General features: G+C 61.6%; 14 protein-coding genes. 10 read left to right on the forward strand and 4 right to left on the reverse strand.

The annotated features are described in order from the left end of the window. Positions 1-31 precede the first annotated feature (31 nt). Positions 32-2,380 carry a hybrid sensor histidine kinase/response regulator gene (locus C1X29_RS00660; protein WP_102716648.1) on the reverse strand — a complete coding sequence of 783 codons (2,349 nt, stop codon included), beginning with the start codon at positions 2,378-2,380 and terminating at the stop codon, positions 32-34. A 304-nt stretch (positions 2,381-2,684) separates the two neighbouring features. On the opposite strand from C1X29_RS00660, the gene C1X29_RS00665 reads away from it, so the two are divergent. From C1X29_RS00665 to C1X29_RS00680, 4 genes are all read left to right on the forward strand, one after another. Beyond that, positions 2,685-3,482, forward strand: a complete 798-nt coding sequence (locus C1X29_RS00665) for a hydroxymethylpyrimidine/phosphomethylpyrimidine kinase (RefSeq protein WP_102716688.1) — start codon at positions 2,685-2,687, stop codon at positions 3,480-3,482. A gap of 24 nt (positions 3,483-3,506) precedes the next feature. Next, positions 3,507-4,130 (forward strand): thiamine phosphate synthase, encoded by a 624-nt coding sequence (thiE, locus tag C1X29_RS00670; protein WP_007958698.1) that lies wholly within the window; start codon positions 3,507-3,509, stop codon positions 4,128-4,130. A gap of 10 nt (positions 4,131-4,140) precedes the next feature. Continuing rightward, positions 4,141-5,424: a glutamate-1-semialdehyde 2,1-aminomutase gene (hemL, locus tag C1X29_RS00675; protein ID WP_064599654.1), complete on the forward strand. Its 1,284-nt coding sequence runs from the start codon at positions 4,141-4,143 to the stop codon at positions 5,422-5,424. A 226-nt stretch (positions 5,425-5,650) separates the two neighbouring features. Continuing rightward, positions 5,651-6,205 (forward strand): tetratricopeptide repeat protein, encoded by a 555-nt coding sequence (locus tag C1X29_RS00680; protein ID WP_003228518.1) that lies wholly within the window; start codon positions 5,651-5,653, stop codon positions 6,203-6,205. 98 nt (positions 6,206-6,303) lie between these two features. On the opposite strand, the gene C1X29_RS00685 is transcribed toward C1X29_RS00680, so the two are convergent. Continuing rightward, positions 6,304-6,633 (reverse strand): DUF1820 family protein, encoded by a 330-nt coding sequence (locus C1X29_RS00685; protein ID WP_007958692.1) that lies wholly within the window; start codon positions 6,631-6,633, stop codon positions 6,304-6,306. 132 nt (positions 6,634-6,765) lie between these two features. Here C1X29_RS00685 and miaB point away from each other — a divergent pair, with 132 nt between their 5' ends. From miaB to lnt, 5 genes are all read left to right on the forward strand, one after another. Beyond that, positions 6,766-8,094 (forward strand): tRNA (N6-isopentenyl adenosine(37)-C2)-methylthiotransferase MiaB, encoded by a 1,329-nt coding sequence (gene miaB / locus C1X29_RS00690; protein ID WP_074691567.1) that lies wholly within the window; start codon positions 6,766-6,768, stop codon positions 8,092-8,094. A 195-nt stretch (positions 8,095-8,289) separates the two neighbouring features. Beyond that, on the forward strand, positions 8,290-9,294 hold the full coding sequence (locus C1X29_RS00695; protein ID WP_085747658.1) for a PhoH family protein: 1,005 nt from the start codon (positions 8,290-8,292) through the stop codon (positions 9,292-9,294). Continuing rightward, positions 9,287-9,781 carry an rRNA maturation RNase YbeY gene (gene ybeY, locus C1X29_RS00700; RefSeq protein ID WP_007958682.1) on the forward strand — a complete coding sequence of 165 codons (495 nt, stop codon included), beginning with the start codon at positions 9,287-9,289 and terminating at the stop codon, positions 9,779-9,781. Before C1X29_RS00695 ends, ybeY begins: the two co-directional genes overlap by 8 nt. A 5-nt stretch (positions 9,782-9,786) precedes the next feature. Further along, positions 9,787-10,626 carry an HlyC/CorC family transporter gene (locus C1X29_RS00705; RefSeq protein WP_007909641.1) on the forward strand — a complete coding sequence of 280 codons (840 nt, stop codon included), beginning with the start codon at positions 9,787-9,789 and terminating at the stop codon, positions 10,624-10,626. A gap of 17 nt (positions 10,627-10,643) precedes the next feature. Beyond that, positions 10,644-12,167 carry an apolipoprotein N-acyltransferase gene (lnt, locus tag C1X29_RS00710; RefSeq protein ID WP_102716649.1) on the forward strand — a complete coding sequence of 508 codons (1,524 nt, stop codon included), beginning with the start codon at positions 10,644-10,646 and terminating at the stop codon, positions 12,165-12,167. Positions 12,168-12,202: 35 nt separating this feature from the next. Here the strand turns inward: lnt and C1X29_RS00715 are convergent, their stop codons facing one another. Together C1X29_RS00715 and C1X29_RS00720 are read right to left on the reverse strand one after the other, a co-directional pair. Further along, on the reverse strand, positions 12,203-12,982 hold the full coding sequence (locus tag C1X29_RS00715) for a YdcF family protein (RefSeq protein ID WP_102716650.1): 780 nt from the start codon (positions 12,980-12,982) through the stop codon (positions 12,203-12,205). A gap of 105 nt (positions 12,983-13,087) precedes the next feature. Then, positions 13,088-13,411 carry a hypothetical protein gene (locus C1X29_RS00720; protein WP_085747655.1) on the reverse strand — a complete coding sequence of 108 codons (324 nt, stop codon included), beginning with the start codon at positions 13,409-13,411 and terminating at the stop codon, positions 13,088-13,090. Between the two features lie 254 nt (positions 13,412-13,665). Here C1X29_RS00720 and leuS point away from each other — a divergent pair, with 254 nt between their 5' ends. Then, entirely contained in the window at positions 13,666-16,272 is a 2,607-nt protein-coding gene (leuS, locus tag C1X29_RS00725; RefSeq protein ID WP_102716651.1) for a leucine--tRNA ligase, read from the forward strand. The last annotated feature ends 55 nt before the right edge of the window (positions 16,273-16,327 follow it).

Here is a 16,327-nt window from a genome sequence, read left to right on the forward strand (position 1 = left end):
TATCGGCCTAAATACCGGCGCTTTCACCCTATCAGCAACTCAACACCCGCCGCTGCATCGCAACCTGCAGATCCTCGAATTTCACCGGTTTGCTCAGATAATCGATCGAGCCACCCGACGCGCAATGCTCGCGATCCGCCCCCAGCGCGATCATGAACACCGGCAGATGGGCGCATCCCGGCAGGTCACGAATCTGGCAACACAGCGATGCCCCGTCGAGCGGTGGCAACTGGCAGTCGATCAGCACGGCATCGAAGCGCTCGCGCTGCAAACAGTCGAGCGCCGCCGCGCCGTGGTCGGCGGTGCGCACGCGGAAACCGAGCTTGAGCAACATGCCGCGCATCACCAGTTGGTTGACGCTGTTGTCGTCCACCAGCAGCACGGTGCAATCCTGCGGCGCACGCACGGTGTCGCGGCTGAACGCGGGCACGGCTTCCACTTCCGGCAACTCAAACTCGACATCCAGTTGAAAGCGGCTGCCACTCCCCGGTTCGGAGCGGTGCGTGAGCTTGCCACCGAGCAACTCCACCAATTGACGGCAGATCGCCAGACCGACACCCAGCCCGCCGTATTCGCGGGTCATCGAACCGTCGAGCTGGAAGAAGCGCTGATACATCGTCGCCTCGCCCAGATCGGTGAAGCCGATCCCGGTGTCGATCACCGCAAAGGACAGCGCCAGCCGATTGTCCGTCGACGGTTTGCCCGTCACCCGCAATGCCAGACCGCCGACGCGGGTGAACTTGATCGCGTTGTCCAGCAGGCATTCCAGGCATTGTGCGAGTTTGGCGCTGTCGCCATGCAGGCGATCCGGCAGGGTCGGCAGCACGTCGACCTTGAAGTCCAGCGACTTGCTCGAAGCGTTGCCATCGAACTGAATCCGCAACGCCTCGACCACCCCGCGCAGGCTGAAACTGCCCGGCGTCGCCTTGAGCTTGCCGGCCTGCAATTCGGTCAGGGTCAGGATGCCGTTGACCATGCGCATCATGTCCCGCGCCGAACCGGCGGCAGTCTGCTGGTATTGCTCCAGTTCCGGATCGAGTTCGACGGTCTGCATCAACTCGAGCGAACCGATCACCCCGTTCATGGGCGTGCGCAGTTCGTGGGTCAGGGTCGCGAGGAATTCGTCCTTGAGCTTGTTGCTGTGGGCCAGTTGCTGGTTCAGCACTTCAAGTTTCTGGCCGGCGTCGAACAGGGTCTGCGCCTGTTGTTCGCGCATCGCGTTGATGCGGTCGGCCAGGGCCAGCGACAGCAGCGCCACTTCGATGGCCGAGCCGATCTGGCTGGCGTACATGGTCAGGAACACATTCGGCAGCAGGCCCAGCACCATCATGGTGTTGACGATGCCGCCGATCAGGAACGCCGACCAGGCAATGATGAAATAGCGCGCCACCCGCAGGCCGCGCCACCAAGCGAGGATCCCGGCGGCGAAGATCACCACGGTGAAGGTCAGTGCCAGGGTCGTCGCCAGACGCAGGGCCAGGCCATAACTGGTCATCAACGACAGACCGATCACCACGGCGCCAAAAACAATCAGGGCGATCAACAGACGATCGAGCCAACGGCTGTGGTTCTTCGTCTGCAGGAAACTGCGGGCGAACTGGCTGCCGAACAGCCCCGCGCAACCGATGAAGAACGGCGTGGCGGCGTTGGCCCACCATGGGTTGTCCGGCCAGAAATACTCGACCGCCGCGCCATTGACCGACAGCTGATAGAGGCCGAACGAAGCGATATAGAAGATGTAATAGAGGTAACTGGTGTCGCGCACGCTGAGGTAGATGAACAGGTTGTAGACCAGCATCCCCAGCAGCACGCCATAAATGACCCCCAGCACGTACAGGCGCACCGGCTGGTCTTCAAGGTACGCGGTGCTCGACCACAACGTTACCGGCGCCTGGATCGAGCCCTCGCTGGACAACCGCAGGTAAACGGTTCGTTGCTGATCCGGCTTGAACGCCAGGTCGAACAGGTAATTGTTCTGGCGGATCTCGCGACTGGCGAACGGCAGGGCGTCCCCGGTCTGCCGCACCAGACGGTAGTCACCGGCCGCATCGGGCAGATACAGATCGAGATGATCGAGCGGCGGATACGCCAGTTCCAGCAGCCAGCTGCGTTGCGCCGACGGGTTGGTCGGGCGGTAATGCAGATCGATCTTCAGCCAGAACACCGAGCGCGAATAACCGGCATTGAGCGTGGCTTTGTCATGGGGTTTGAAGTTTCCGGCGGCGGCTTGCGCGCGGACGTCAGCAATGCTCGCCAGACCGCTCGGGTCTTCGAACACTTGCAGGGATCGACCCAGCGGGAGGCTCTGGGTGAACTCGTCGAACTCGACGGCGCTTGCCAGGAGGGGCAAGCAGAACAGCAACATCAACAAATAGCGCATTGAAGCCCCAGCGTGGCTTGGCCGGTTGTGTCAGGAAGCCCCCCATTCCCTTTGAGATGACGTAAAACCGGTATTACCTGTTATTGGTTTGGATCCACTCTAGCATAGCCGTTGATGGCCATTGAGCACCATGGAAATTTTTCCAAGGAAGGCTCTAGAACGGGCGTTCCAGAGCAAAACACCGGGCTAGAGCTGTTGGCTCGGTCAGATTGTGACAAGCGCTGTGGATCTCGCTACCCGGGTTATCGGCCGCGCGCTGCGCCACAACACCCGGAAAACAGGTTTGGTGGTAAGCTCGCGCACCATGAATATCTACAGCTCACGCCCCGTTGTCCTCTGTCTCTCCGGCCACGACCCCAGTGGTGGCGCCGGCCTGCAGGCAGATATCGAAGCCCTGCTCGCTCAGGGTTGCCATGCGGCTCCGGCCGTCACCGCCCTGACCGTGCAAGATACGGTCAACGTCACTGACTTTCGCGTCCTCGACCGTGAGTGGGTACAGGCCCAGGCCAATGCCGTACTCAACGATTCCGAAGTCGCGGCAGTGAAACTGGGCATGCTCGGTTCCCTGGAAATGGTCGACACCGTCGTCGAACTGCTCCAGGCGCACCCGCACTTGCCAGTGGTCTGCGACCCGGTGCTGCGCGCCGGCGGCGGCGGACGCCTGGGCAAGGACGAAGTCGGCTACGCCATGCGCGAACGCCTGCTGCCGCTGTCGATCATCGCCACCCCCAATCTTCCCGAAGCCCGGATCCTCGCCGAACTGCCAGAAGGCACCGCGGACGAGTGTGCTGAAAAACTGTTGCCGTACATCAAGAACCTGCTGATCACTGGCGGTCACGGCGACGAAACCGAAATCCACAATCGCCTGTACAGCCGCGACGGCCTGCGCGAAACGTTCAAGTGCCAGCGCCTGCCGGGCAGCTATCACGGTTCCGGCTGCACCCTGGCCAGCACCCTCGCCGGCCGCCTGGCACTGGGCGAAAACCTTGCGAGCGCGGTGCGTACTGCGCTGGATTACACCTGGCGCACCCTGCGCGATGCCGAACAGCTGGGCAAAGGCCAGTTCGTGCCGCGTCGCCTGCCGCTGGATTTCTGTTCCTGATGTTTCGAGCCTGAGGTCTGCGCGATGAAACTACGTGGCCTGTATGCCATCACCGACAGCCAGTTGCTGGCCGGCAAGTTTCTGTCCTACGTGGAGGCGGCGCTGGAAGGCGGCGTCACCCTGCTGCAATACCGCGACAAAAGCAGCGACGAAGCCCGCCGCCTGCGTGAGGCCGAGGCCCTGCGCGACCTGTGCGAACGCTACAAGACGCAACTGATCATCAACGATGACGCCGAACTGGCCGCGCGCCTGAACGTCGGCGTGCACTTGGGCCAGACCGACGGCCCGCTGTCGCCGACCCGCGCCCTGCTCGGCTCCAAGGCGATCATCGGCTCGACCTGCCACGCACAGCTTGAACTGGCCGAACAGGCCGCCAAAGAAGGCGCGAGTTACGTCGCCTTCGGTCGCTTCTTCAATTCCAGTACCAAACCCGGTGCACCGAGTTGCAGCCTCGATCTGCTCGACGAGGCCAAACGTACCCTGCACCTGCCGATCTGCGCGATCGGCGGCATCACCCTCGACAACGCTGCGCCACTGGTGGCCCACGGTGTCGATCTGCTGGCCGTGGTCCATGGCCTGTTCGGCGCCGACAGCACCGCCGAAGTGACCCGCCGCGCCCGCGCCTTCAATGAATTACTAAAAGTCTGAGAGCCCGATCATGTCTCGTTCCGAAACCCTGTTTGCCAACGCCCAGAAACACATTCCCGGTGGCGTGAACTCGCCGGTGCGCGCGTTCAAGAGCGTTGGCGGCACGCCGCTGTTCTTCAAGCACGCCGAAGGCGCCTACGTCACTGACGAAGACGACAAGCGTTATGTGGATTACGTCGGCTCCTGGGGCCCGATGATCCTCGGCCACAGCCACCCGGACGTGCTGGACGCCGTGCGCAACCAGTTGCAACACGGCCTGTCTTACGGCGCGCCGACCGCGATGGAAACCGAGATGGCCGATCTGGTCTGCTCGCTGGTGCCGTCGATGGAGATGGTGCGCATGGTCAGCTCCGGCACCGAAGCGACCATGAGCGCGATCCGTCTGGCCCGTGGTTTCACCGGCCGCGACAGCATCATCAAGTTCGAAGGCTGCTACCACGGTCATTCCGACAGCCTGCTGGTCAAGGCCGGCTCCGGCGCACTGACCCAGGGCGTACCAAGCTCGGCCGGCGTACCGGCAGCGTTCGCCAAACACACCCTGACCCTGCCGTTCAACGACATCGACGCCGTTGAAAAAATGCTCGCCGAAGTCGGCCAGGACGTCGCGTGCATCATTGTCGAGCCAGTGGCCGGCAACATGAACTGCGTGCCGCCGGCGCCGGGTTTCCTCGAAGGCCTGCGCAGCCTGTGCGACAAGCACGGCGTAGTGCTGATTTTCGACGAAGTGATGACCGGTTTCCGTGTTGCCCTCGGCGGTGCCCAGGCTTACTACGGCGTAACCCCGGACCTGACCACCTTCGGCAAGATCATCGGCGGCGGCATGCCGGTCGGCTGCTTCGGCGGCAAGCGCTCGATCATGGAGCGCATCGCGCCGCTGGGTCCGGTCTATCAGGCGGGCACCTTGTCGGGTAACCCGCTGGCGATGGCCGCCGGCCTGACCACCCTGCGCCTGATCAGCCGTCCGGGCTTCCACGCCGAGCTGACCGACTACACCACGCGCCTGCTCGACGGTCTGCAACAGCGCGCCGATGCCGCTGGCATTCCGTTCGTGACCACCCAGGCGGGCGGCATGTTCGGTCTGTACTTCAGCGGTGCCGACGACATTGTTACTTTTGAAGACGTGATGGCCAGCGATGCAGCGCTGTTCGGCCGCTTCTTCCACCTGATGCTGGAAGGTGGCGTGTACCTGGCACCGAGCGCCTTCGAAGCCGGTTTCACCTCGATCGCCCATGGCGAAGCCGAGCTGAAACTGACCCTCGACGCCGCTGAGCGCGCCTTCGCCAAATTGAAGTAAAACGCCCCGCCGCTGACGTTGGCCATTGCCAGCGTCAGCGTTCTCCTACATCCGCACGTCTTTTCCGACACGCCTGCCAAAAATCCCCCATAAAGTGGGCGATATATTTCCCGCGCAGCAGAAAATCGAGTAAAGACTTTGTAAGGATGGCCCTGCTTATTTCATAATGCGCGCTTATTGGATCCCTCGACGGGTCCGCGCGCCCTTCAGAGGTAAGTCGATTCCCATGAACCGCACCGGCCGCACCCTTGCCTTGGGCTGCCTGTTGCTCCTTCAGCCGCTGCTCGCACATGCACAAGCAGGCGGCAACTCGTTGTTGATCCCGGCGATGGGTCGCTGCACCCTCAATACTCAGCCGCAAGATGTCACGCAGGCACTCGCCGCCTGCCAAAAGGCAGCGGATGAGGGGGATGCGCAAGCGCAATACGAGTTGGGTGAGTTCTACTACGACGGCAAGAATGCGCCGCGCGACCTCAATCAAGCCCTGAGCTATTTCGAAAAGGCCTCGCTGCAAGGCCACGCCCAGGCGCAATTCAAGCTCGGCACCATGTTCTTCCACGGTGAAGGCGTGCAGGCCAACAACATTCAGGCTTATATCGTGCTGAAGATGGCCGCGGTCAACGGCGCCGAAGACGCGCTCGACACCGCCGACGAAGTGTCTGAAAAGATGTCCCGCGAAGACCTGGAAACCGCAACCCAGGTGCTCGGGCAAATTTTCCGTAAATACCTGATGGAACTGCAGAGCGCCGACGGGCGTACGCCGTTCTCGCCCCTGCCCTGACTAACGATAGTTCCCGCGCTTTTCGTCACCGACGCGGAGCGTCGAAGGCGGCATTCCCACGCAGAGCATGGGAACGATCACTTCCATAAAACCCGGTTTTACTTCTCGGGCATCGGCACCGGAAACGGCATCACATTGCCAACACCGCCACGGGCTTCGCTGATCTTTGGCGTCCCCAGTCGCTCGACTTCATCGATGCGCACGATCGAGTGCATCGGCACAAAGCTGCGCACCACGCCTTCGAACTGCGCCTTGAGCTTTTCTTCGCTCGGGTCGACGACCACTTGCGTGCGCTCGCCAAAGACGAACTCTTCCACTTCCAGGAAACCCCACAGATCACTTTGATAGATCTGCTTGGCGTACATTTCGAACACCTGGCCCTGGTTGAGGAAAATCACCTTGTAGATTGGAGCTTCGCGTTTGGTCATGGCGGGCGGACGACATCGGGGTAAAAATGAGGGCGCGAACTATAGCATAGCCACCGGACGCGCAGCGGTAGGAACCTGGGGACATGTTCCCTATAATGCGCGGTTCTTTGAACCACGTGACGACCCTATTCCATGGCCAAGAAGCTTTACATCGAAACCCACGGTTGCCAGATGAACGAGTACGACAGCTCGCGCATGGTCGATCTGCTGGGCGAACACCAGGCCCTGGAAGTCACGGCGCGCGCCGAAGATGCCGACGTGATCCTGCTCAACACCTGCTCGATCCGCGAACGCGCCCAGGACCGGGTGTATTCCCAGCTCGGCCGCTGGCGCGAACTGAAACTGGCCAACCCGGACATGGTGATCGCCGTCGGCGGTTGCGTGGCCAGCCAGGAAGGCGCGGCGATCCGTGATCGCGCCCCGTACGTCGACGTGGTGTTCGGCCCGCAGACCCTGCACCGCCTGCCGGAAATGATCGACGCCGCGCGCATCAGCAAGCTGCCGCAAGTCGACGTCTCGTTCCCGGAAATCGAAAAATTCGACCATCTGCCCGAGCCGCGCATCGATGGGCCAAGCGCCTACGTGTCGGTGATGGAAGGCTGCAGCAAGTACTGCACGTTCTGCGTGGTGCCCTACACCCGCGGCGAAGAAGTCAGCCGACCATTCGACGACGTGATCGCCGAGATCATCCACCTGGCCGAACATGGCGTGCGTGAAGTGACCCTGCTGGGCCAGAACGTCAACGGCTATCGCGGGCTGACCCACGACGGTCGTCTGGCGGATCTGGCCGAACTGATCCGCGTCGTCGCGGCGGTCGATGGCATCGACCGCATCCGCTACACCACCTCGCACCCGCTGGAATTCTCCGACAGCCTGATCCAGGCCCACGCCGAAGTGCCGGAACTGGTGAAGCACCTGCACTTGCCGGTGCAGTCGGGTTCGGACCGGATTTTGGCCGCGATGAAGCGCAACCACACGGCGCTGGAGTACAAATCCAAGCTGCGCAAACTGCGCGCCGCCGTACCGGGCATCTGCATCAGCTCGGACTTTATCGTCGGCTTCCCGGGGGAAACCGAGAAAGATTTCGAGCAGACCATGAAGCTGATTGCCGATGTCGGTTTCGATTTTTCCTACTCGTTCGTCTACAGCCAGCGCCCAGGCACTCCAGCCGCCGATCTGGCCGACGACACCCCGGAAGAACTGAAGAAAGAACGCCTGAACGCCTTGCAGCACCGTTTGAATCAGCAAGGGTTCGAGATCAGCCGACAAATGGTCGGTTCGGTCCAGCGCATTCTGGTGACCGATTATTCGAAGAAAGACCCGGGCGAGCTGCAAGGGCGCACCGAGAATAACCGTATCGTCAACTTCCGCTGCGATAATCCGACCCTGATCGGCCAGTTCGCCGACGTCCACATCGACGCGGCGCAACCGCACTCGCTGCGCGGCTCGCTGATCCAGTAACACCCTTTGTTCAACTGTGGGAGCGAGCCTGCTCGCGATGAACGATGACGCGGTTTTTCAGATGAACCGCATTCATGCCCATCGCGAGCAGGCTCGCTCCCACAGGAACGGCATCAATTTAAGAGCTTTCGCACCCACGCCGCTGGCGTTATCCTTGATTTCATCCTAATTGCCCCAGGGCGGCTAAATACGACCTTGAACGCACCCATCGAACCACATCGTTTCATCCTCGAGCCCTTTGAGGCTCGCCGCTTCGCCAATCTGTGCGGGCAGTTCGACGAGCACTTGCGGCTGATCGAACAGCGCCTGGCCATCGAGATCCGCAATCGCGGCAATCAGTTCGAGCTGATCGGCGAGCCCAAGCACACCACTTCCGCGGAAAACCTGATTCGCCGCCTGTACCGGGAAACCAAGGGTTCAGAGCTGTCGCCGGATACGGTTCACCTGTTCCTCCAGGAATCGGCCGTCGAGCAACTGGACAACCCCGCCCCCGCCGAAGCCTCCGTCGCCCTGCGCACCAAGAAAGGCATGATTCGCCCACGCGGCTTGAACCAGCTGCGCTATGTGAAGGAAATTCTCGGCAACGACATCAACTTCGGCATCGGCCCGGCCGGTACCGGCAAGACTTACCTGGCTGTCGCCTGCGCCGTCGATGCGCTGGAGCGCGAGCAGATCCGGCGCATCCTGCTGGTGCGTCCGGCGGTCGAAGCGGGTGAGAAACTCGGCTTCCTGCCCGGCGATCTGTCGCAGAAGATCGACCCGTACCTGCGCCCGCTCTACGACGCGCTCTACGAGATGCTCGGTTTCGAATACGTGGCCAAGCTGATCGAGCGTCAGGTGATCGAAGTCGCGCCGCTGGCCTACATGCGCGGTCGCACGCTGAACAACAGCTTCATCATTCTCGACGAAAGTCAGAACACCACCGTCGAGCAGATGAAGATGTTCCTGACCCGGATCGGTTTCGGCTCCACGGCCGTGATCACCGGCGACATCACCCAGGTTGACCTGCCGCGCGGCACCAAATCCGGACTTCATCACGTCATCGAAGTCCTGAAGGATGTGCCGGGTATCAGCTTCACCCACTTCCAGCCCAAAGACGTGGTGCGCCACCCGTTGGTGCAACGCATCGTCGAAGCCTACGAGCGCTTCGAGACGCGTGTTGCTGATGAAGCGCCAAAGGACACCCGCCACGATGCTTGAGCTTGACCTGCAAATCGCGACCGAAGCGTCTGCGCCGACCGAAGCCGAATTCCGCCAATGGTGCGAACTGGCCTTGCGTCAGCGCACCGCCGACTCGGAAATGACCATTCGTCTGGTCGACGAGGAAGAAGGCCGCGAACTGAATCACACCTGGCGCCACAAGGATTACGCGACCAACGTCCTGTCCTTTCCCGCCGAAGTGCCCGACGAGTTTCTCGACATCCCGCTGCTGGGCGATCTGGTGATCTGCGTGGCCGTGGTCGAGCGCGAAGCCGCCGAACAGGGCAAGGAACTAAAGGCCCACTGGGCACATCTGGTCATTCACGGCTGCTTGCATCTGCTTGGTTACGACCATATAGATGACGAGGAAGCCGAGGAAATGGAAGCACTGGAACGCGAGTTGCTTGCCGAATTGGGTTATCCCGATCCGTACGCGGACGACGAAACCGAAACATCCCCTACTGTTACAACAAAGGATTCAGAGTAATCGCTATGAGCGAAGATCGATCGAGCAACGGGCAAAAGTCATGGCTGGGTAAACTGACCCAGGCTTTTGCCCACGAGCCGAAGAACCGCCAGGAGCTGCTTGAGCTGCTGCGCGATGCACATCAGAACAAACTGCTGGACAGTGAAGCGCTGGCCATCGTCGAAGGCGCCATCCAGGTGGCTGACCTGCAGGTTCGCGACATCATGGTGCCGCGCTCGCAGATGATCAGCATCAAGGCGACCCAGACACCCCGCGAATTCCTCCCTGCCGTGGTCGACTCGGCCCACTCGCGCTACCCGGTCATCGGCGAAAGCCATGACGACGTGATGGGCGTGTTGCTGGCCAAGGATCTGCTGCCGCTGATCCTCAAGGAGAACGGCGACAGCTTCAACATCAAAGACCTGCTGCGCCCGGCCACCTTCGTGCCGGAGTCCAAGCGTCTGAACGTGTTGCTGCGTGAGTTCCGCGCCAACCACAACCACATGGCCATCGTCATCGACGAATACGGCGGCGTGGCCGGTCTGGTGACCATCGAAGACGTGCTTGAACAAATCGTCGGCGACATCGAAGACGAGCACGACGTCGAAGAAGACAGCTACATCAAGCCGCTGCCCAGCGGTGATTTCCTGATCAAGGCCCTGACGCCGATCGAGAACTTCAACGAGTTCTTCGACAGCGAATTCTCCGACGACGAGTTCGACACCGTCGGCGGGCTGGTGATGAGCGCGTTCGGGCACTTGCCAAAACGCAACGAAATCACTGAAATCGGCGCCTATCGTTTCCGCATCCTGAACGCCGACAGCCGTCGGATTCATTTGCTGCGACTGACCCCAATCGCCCGGTAAAAAATCTAAGGATTGAAATGCGCTGGACAACCCGCCCCGGCTGGCCCGGTAACCTGCTGGCCGTGGCGGCCGGTGCAATCACCACCTTCGCTCTGGCACCGTTCGATCTCTGGCCGCTGGCGTTGCTGGCGGTCGGCCTGTTCTATGCCGGCCTGCGCGAGCTGAGCCCGCGACAGGCCCTGGGCCGTGGCTGGTGCTTCGGTTTCGGCCTGTTCGGCGCCGGCACCAGCTGGATCTATTACAGCATCCACCATTTCGGCGGCGCGTCGGTGCTGCTGGCCGGGTTCCTGATGCTGATCTTCACGGCGGCCATTGCCTGGTTCTTCGCTCTGCCTGCGTGGCTCTGGGCGCGCTGGTTGCGGCGTAATGAAGCGCCGGTGGCCGACGCCCTGGCGTTCGCGGCGCTGTGGGTGGGTCAGGAAGCTTTCCGTGGCTGGTTCCTCACCGGTTTCCCGTGGCTGTATTCCGGTTACAGCCAGCTCGACGGCCCGCTGGCCGGGCTCGCGCCAGTAGGCGGCATGTGGCTGGTGTCGTTCGTCCTGGCACTGACCGCTGCACTGATCTACAACGCACCGCGCCTGCTGCAAACCCGCCGCAAAGCCTTCATCGCTGCCGGCCTGGTATTGCTGATCGGGCCATGGGCGGCGGGCATTGCGCTCAAGGGCCATGCCTGGACCAGCCCGGCGGGCGCGCCGCTGACCGTTGCCGCGATTCAGGGCAACGTCGCGCAAAGCATGAAATGGGACCCGGCCGAACTCAATGCGCAACTGGCGCTGTACCGCGACCTGAGTTTCCGCTCCAAACCGGTGGACCTGCTGATCTGGCCGGAAACCGCCGTCCCGGTGCTCAAGGAGTCCGCCGAGGGCTACCTGACCATGATGGGCAACTTCGCCGCCGAGCGTAAATCGGCGCTGATCACCGGCGTACCGATCCGCGAAATGGTTCACCACGAGAGACGCTTCTACAACGGCATCACCGTGGTTGGCGAAGGCGATGGCACCTATCTCAAGCAAAAACTGGTGCCGTTCGGCGAGTACGTACCGTTGCAGGACATCCTGCGCGGGCTGATCGCATTCTTCGACCTGCCGATGTCCGACTTCGCCCGCGGCCCTGCCGATCAGGCCTTGTTGCAGGCCAAGGGATATCAGATCGCGCCGTTCATCTGCTACGAAGTGGTGTATCCGGAGTTCGCCGCAGGCCTGGCGGCACGCAGCGATCTGCTGCTGACGATCAGCAACGACACTTGGTTCGGTACGTCCATCGGCCCGTTGCAACACCTGCAAATGGCGCAGATGCGCGCGCTTGAAGCCGGACGCTGGATGATTCGTGCGACCAACAACGGCGTGACCGGACTGATCAACCCGTTTGGCCAGATCACCGAGCGCATTCCGCAGTTCGAACAGGGCGTGCTGTACGGCGAAGTGGTGCCGATGCACAACCTGACGCCGTATCTGCAATGGCGCTCGTGGCCGCTGATCATCCTGTGCGTGGTGCTGTTCGGCTGGGCGCTGATGACCAATCGGATGTCCAAGACGCTCTGAAAACCTGCTCACTCCCGCGTCCTGCGCGGGAGTGATCAATCGGCGCTGTCATCCCCTCGATAGAACAGCGAATAACCGATCTGCCCCACCGCCTCGTTCATCAACTGCCCGCTCTGCCAGATCGACTTGAATTCCGGCAGCCAGCCGCCAAACGGCCGGGCATTGTCCGTGCCGAGGAAACCAACCGGCGCCGGCACCACTTCAAATCCAGCCTGTTGATAACTCCACACCGCTCGCGGCATGTGCCAGGCCTGGGTCACCAGCACGATGCGTTTGACGCCTTCCGGCAACAACACTTTGGCGCTGAATTCGGCGTTTTCCCACGTGGTGCGGCTCTCCCCTTCCTGCCAACGCACCGTCACACCGAAATCATCGCGTAGCGAATCGGCCATCAATTTGGCTTCGGTCGGCGGTGTACCGTAATGCAGGCCACCGCTGGTCAGAATCGGCAACCCCGACGCCTTGGCCAGTCGCGCCGCGTAACGCTGCCGTTCAAGCCCGACACCAGTCGGCTGATCTTCGCCCCAGGCCACATCGCCGCGTTCGCGACCGGAGCCCAGCACCACAATCGCATCGGCGCGCTGCGCCAGGCTTGTCCATGCTTCCCGGGCCAGCGGCGGCTCACGCTCCAACGCCTTGGCGCCCGACTGCACGACCACCGGCAGACTCATCAGCCAGAAACCGCCAAACCCTAGGGCAAAACACAGCCCCGCCAGCCGTGGCCGCGAGCGACGCAGCCACCAGGCCGCCAGCAACAGCAGCAAAAGAAGGCCGGGTGGCAATAGAAGTTGTTTAATGAAATAACGAAAAGGCATCGAGCATCTCCAAAGATGCCCGAAGCCTAAGTGGGTTGATGCAGCGCGACAACCAGTAGGGTCGGATCCCGTTGAAAAAGATCCGCTTTTTGACCTGCCATGCGTTTACTTGGCCTGCAGAGTCCGCACCTTGACGGTGTCTCTGCCGGGCGCCTTGTCCTTGAGCCAGATGACCTTGGCCGTATGGGCTGCATCGAGTTGTTTCACGGCTTGTGACAGGTATCCGTGGGTTTCACGCTCACTGCGATCCAGATAGGCCTTGACCAGTTTGAACTCGGCGGGACTCAAGCCACGCAATTCCAGCTCCAGGGGGCGCTCGTCGCGCAGCCTTCCAGCGGTTTTTGCCGCGTCCAGGGCCATACCCAGACGATCGATCAACCGCTCGTACAACTCGGGTTTGGTAACGTTTTTTTGCTGTGACTCCACCATCCCTCACCTCATTGAAGATAAGACTCACTCCCCAGTTAGAGCTTAGCTTCGCTGCACAAACCGGCTGCACGCCGCGACCAACGGCCCTCGCCGCAATTTCATCCGGTCAAACGGCTGCAATCAGGGTTTCCCTAGGCCGAGCGCGGTCATGTATGCTACGGCGCTTCCTGTAACTCCACTTCCAGCTCGTCCGGCACGCCCCGAACGTCGCATTGAAGAGGATTAGGCCACCCCTATCCAGTACAAAAGTAGCCATGCACGAACAATATCAGCCCCGTGAAATCGAAGCCGCCGCCCAGTCCTTCTGGGACGAGCAAAAGTCCTTTGAAGTCAGTGAACAGCCAGGCAAGGAGACTTACTACTGCCTGTCGATGTTCCCTTACCCCAGCGGCAAGCTACACATGGGGCACGTGCGCAACTACACCATCGGCGACGTGATCTCCCGCTACCAGCGCATGCTCGGCAAGAACGTTCTGCAACCGATGGGTTGGGACGCCTTCGGCATGCCGGCGGAAAACGCCGCGATGAAGAACAACGTGGCTCCGGCCAAGTGGACCTATGAAAACATCGCCTACATGAAGTCCCAGCTGCGCAGCCTGGGCCTGGCGGTGGACTGGTCGCGCGAAGTCACCACCTGCAAACCGGATTACTACCGCTGGGAACAATGGCTGTTCACTCGCCTGTTCGAAAAAGGCGTGATCTACCGCAAGAACGGCACCGTGAACTGGGACCCGATCGACCAGACCGTTCTGGCTAACGAGCAGGTCATCGACGGTCGCGGCTGGCGTTCCGGCGCGCTGATCGAAAAGCGCGAAATCCCGATGTACTACTTCAAGATCACCGCTTACGCGGATGAGCTGCTGGAGAGCCTCGACGAACTGACCGGCTGGCCCGAGCAAGTCAAGACCATGCAGCGCAACTGGATCGGCAAGTCGCGCGGGATGGAAGTGCAGTTCCCGTACAACGTCGATTCGATCGGCGAAAGCGGCACCCTGAAAGTCTTCACCACCCGTCCGGACACCCTGATGGGCGCAACCTATGTTGCCGTGGCCGCCGAGCATCATCTGGCTGCTCTCGCCGCGAAGAACAACCCTGAGCTGCAAGCGTTCATCGCCGAATGCAAGGGCGGCAGCGTCGCCGAAGCCGACGTCGCCACCCAAGAGAAGAAAGGCCTGCCGACCGGCCTGTTCGTCGAGCACCCGCTGACCGGCGAAAAACTGCCGGTGTGGGTCGCCAACTACGTGCTGATGCACTACGGCGACGGCGCGGTCATGGCGGTGCCGGCGCACGACGAGCGCGATTTCGAATTCGCCCACAAGTACAACCTGCCGGTCAAATCCGTGGTGCGCACCAGCTCCGGTGAAACCAACCCGGCGCCATGGCAGGACGCCTACGGCGAGCACGGCACGCTGATCAACTCCGGCGAGTTCGACGGTCTGGACTTCGCTGGCGCGTTCGACGCCATGGAAGTCGCCCTGATCAAGAAAAACCTCGGCGCCTCGCGCACCCAGTTCCGCCTGCGCGACTGGGGCATCAGCCGTCAACGCTACTGGGGTTGCCCGATCCCGATCATCCACTGCGATGCCTGCGGTGACGTGCCGGTGCCGGAAGATCAACTGCCTGTCGTCCTGCCGGAAGACGTGGTGCCGGACGGCGCCGGTTCGCCGCTGGCGCGCATGCCCGAGTTCTACGAGTGCGCCTGCCCGAAATGCGGTCAGCCTGCCAAGCGTGAAACCGACACCATGGACACCTTTGTCGAGTCGTCCTGGTACTACGCCCGTTACGCCTCGCCGCACTTCGAAGGCGGCCTGGTGGAAAAGTCCGCGGCCGACCACTGGTTGCCGGTGGATCAGTACATCGGCGGTATCGAACACGCCATTCTTCACCTGCTCTACGCGCGCTTCTTCCACAAGCTGATGCGTGACGAAGGCCTGGTGAGCTCCAACGAGCCGTTCAAGAATCTGCTGACCCAGGGCATGGTGGTCGCCGAGACTTATTATCGTCGTGAAGCCAACGGTGCCTACACCTGGTTCAACCCGGCGGACGTGGAACTCGAGCGCGACAGCAAGGCCAAGGTCATCAGCGCCAAGCTGATCGCCGACGGCCTGCCGGTGGAAATCGGCGGCACCGAGAAGATGGCCAAGTCGAAGAACAACGGCGTCGACCCTCAGTCGATGATCGACCAGTTCGGCGCCGACACCTGCCGTCTGTTCATGATGTTCGCCTCGCCACCTGACATGAGCGCTGAATGGTCGGACTCCGGCGTGGAAGGCTCGCACCGCTTCCTCAAGCGCGTCTGGCGTCTGGCTCAGGCCCATGTCACTCAGGGTCTGCCGGGCAAACTGGACATCGCCGCACTGAATGACGAACAGAAAGTCATTCGTCGTGCGATCCACCAGGCGATCAAGCAGGCCAGCCACGACGTCGGCCAGAACCACAAATTCAACACCGCCATCGCCCAGGTGATGACGCTGATGAACGTGCTGGAAAAAGCCGCGCAAGCGACCGAACAGGATCGCGCACTGGTTCAGGAAGGTCTGGAAACCGTGACGCTGCTGCTCGCACCGATCACGCCGCACATCAGCCACGAGCTGTGGAACCGTCTAGGCCACGCCGATCCGGTGATCGACGCCGGCTGGCCGGTGCTGGACGAAAGCGCGCTGGTCCAGGACAGCCTGACCCTGGTGATCCAGGTCAACGGCAAGCTGCGTGGCCAGATCGAAATGCCGGCCGCCGCCACCCGTGAAGAAGTCGAAGCGGCAGCGCGCGCCAACGAAAACGTGCTGCGTTTCGTTGACGGCCTGACGATTCGCAAAGTGATCGTAGTGCCCGGGAAACTGGTCAATATCGTCGCCAGCTAATTGGATCGGGCGTCAGGTGTGCCTGACGCCCAGTAAAACCTTTCGGGCCACAGAG

This window comes from Pseudomonas sp. GW456-12-10-14-LB2 (genome assembly GCF_002884345.1).
Classification (GTDB): Bacteria; Pseudomonadota; Gammaproteobacteria; order Pseudomonadales; family Pseudomonadaceae; genus Aquipseudomonas; species Aquipseudomonas paraglycinae.